1 protein-coding gene is annotated in these 2,382 nt (G+C 74.0%); it reads right to left on the bottom strand.

Translation table 11 applies throughout. The features are described 5' to 3' along the window. Positions 1-2,382: SDR family NAD(P)-dependent oxidoreductase (locus tag PUR71_RS00470; protein WP_443077304.1), on the bottom strand; the 2,382-nt coding region annotated here is incomplete at both ends.

Below are 2,382 nucleotides of genomic sequence, written 5' to 3' on the forward strand. Positions count from 1 at the left end.
CCGCTGCTGCGACGGACCGTTCGGCGCCGTCAGACCGTTCGACGCCCCGTCCTGGTTGACGGCCGAGCCCCGCAGGACGGCCAGCACCCGGTGCCCGTTGCGACGGGCATCCGACAACCGCTCCAGCACCACCAGACCGACGCCCTCACCCCAGCCCACCCCATCCGCCGCGTCCGCGAACGAACGGCACCGACCGTCGGCCGACAGACCGCCCTGGCGCGAGAACTCCACGAAGGTGTTCGGCGTCGACATCACGGTGACGCCACCCGCGAGCGCGAGCGAGCACTCACCGCTGCGCAGGGCTTGCGCCGCCAGGTGCATCGCGACGAGGGACGACGAGCAGGCAGTATCGACCGTGACCGCCGGGCCTTCGAGACCGAGGGTGTACGAGACGCGGCCCGAGGCCACGCTTCCCGCGCTGCCGCTGCCCTGGTAGCCCTCGAACTCACCGCCGCCCAGCAGACTCGCGTAGTCCGCGTACATCACGCCCGCGAAAACGCCTGTCCGGCTGCCGCGCAGCGACACCGGATCGATGCCGGCCCGCTCGAACGCCTCCCACGACGTCTCCAGCAGCAGGCGCTGCTGGGCGTCCGTCGCGAGCGCCTCACGAGGGCTCATCCCGAAGAACTCGTGGTCGAACTCCCCGGCGGTGTGCAGGAACCCGCCGGAGCGCGTGTAGGACGTCCCGAGGTGCTCCGGGTCCGGGTCGTAGAGGGTCTCGACGTCCCAGCCGCGGTTCGTCGGGAAGCCGGAGACCGCGTCGACGCCGTCGGCCACCAGCCGCCACAGCTCCTCCGGCGACTCGACGCCGCCCGGGTAGCGGCACGCCATCCCGACGATCACGATCGGGTCGTCCGACAGCGACGGGAGCGCCTCGGGGACGTGGACGAGGCTCTCGGTGCCGAACAGGCCCTCCAGCAGGAACCCGGCCAGCGTGCTCGCCGTCGGGTAGTCGAACACCACGGTCGCCGGGAGCTGGAGACCGGTCACCGACTTGAGCCGGTTGCGCAGCTCGACCGCCGTCAGCGAGTCGAAGCCGAGGTCCTGGAACGCCTTCGACGGATCGACCGCCGAGCCGGCCTCGTGGCCGAGCACGAGCGCGATCTGGTCGCGCACCAGCTCCAGGACGGCCGCCCGCCGGTCGTCGACGCCCAGGCCCGACAGCCGCTGCGCCAGGCCGGCCGACACGGCCGAGCCCGCGACGGCGGCACGCCGCACCCGGCTCCGTACCAAGCCGCGCAGCAGCGCGGGCACCTCACCGTGCGCGGCCATCGCCGCGAGGTCGAGGCGGACCGGCAGCACGGCCGGGTGGCCGGTGGCGAGCGCCGCGTCGAAGAGCGCGACGCCCTGGTCCGGGGCGATGGCCGGCAGGCCGAGCCGGGCGATGCGCTCGGCCTCGGCGTCGGTGAGCGTGCCGGTCATGCCGGCCACGTCCGACCACGGGCCCCAGGCGAGGGAGACGGCGGGCAGGCCGAGCGAGCGGCGGTGGACCGCCAGCGCGTCCAGGTAGGCGTTGCCCGCCGCGTAGGCGGCCTGGCCCGCGCTGCCGAAAGTACCGGCGACGGAGGAGAAGAGGACGAAGGTCTCGGCGTTCTCGGCGGCCCGGTGGAGGTTCCACGCGGCGTCCGCCTTCGGACGCAGGACGGCCGAGACGCGCTCGGCGGTCAGGGAGCCGATCACGCCGTCGTCGAGCACGCCCGCCGTGTGGACGACCGCGCGGATCTCGTGGCGCAGGAACAGCTCGGCCACGGCGGCCTCGTCGGCCACGTCGCAGGCCTCGACCTTCGCCCCGGCACCCAGCTCCGCCAGCAGCTCCTTGACGCCCTCGGCGTCCGCACCGCGACGGCTCACCAGCAGCAGATCGCGCACGCCGTGCTCGGCCACCAGGTGCCGGGCCACGAGCTTGCCCAGGCCGCCCGTGCCACCGGTGATCAGAACCGTGCCCTCGCTCGGCCACACCACCGCGTCGGCCGACGCCTCCGTCCGCACCAGGCGGGCAGCGAGGATCTCCCCGTCGCGGACGAGCAGCTGCGGCTCGTCCAGGCCCAGGACCTCCGGCGGCAGCTCCTCCGAACCCGACAGATCCACCAGGCCGAACCGGCCCGGCTCTTCCGACATCGCCGAACGGAGAAGACCCCACACCGCCGCACCCGGCAGGTCCTCACCCGCCACCACGCCGCGCGTCACGAACACCAGACGGGACCCGGCGAAACGCTCCTCCGCCAGCCAGCCCTGCACCAACTCCAGCACGCGGGCCGTCCCCACGTGCACGTCCCCGTCCGCCGACCGGACCACCACCACCGGCGGCACCTCCGCCGGCACCTCCGCCAGCGACGCCACCGCCACGAACTCCGGCGCATCGGAAGACCTCACCGGCACCCA

Origin of the sequence: Streptomyces sp. SP17BM10 (assembly GCF_036322405.1) — a bacterium.
In the GTDB taxonomy this organism is placed as follows: domain Bacteria; phylum Actinomycetota; class Actinomycetes; order Streptomycetales; family Streptomycetaceae; genus Kitasatospora.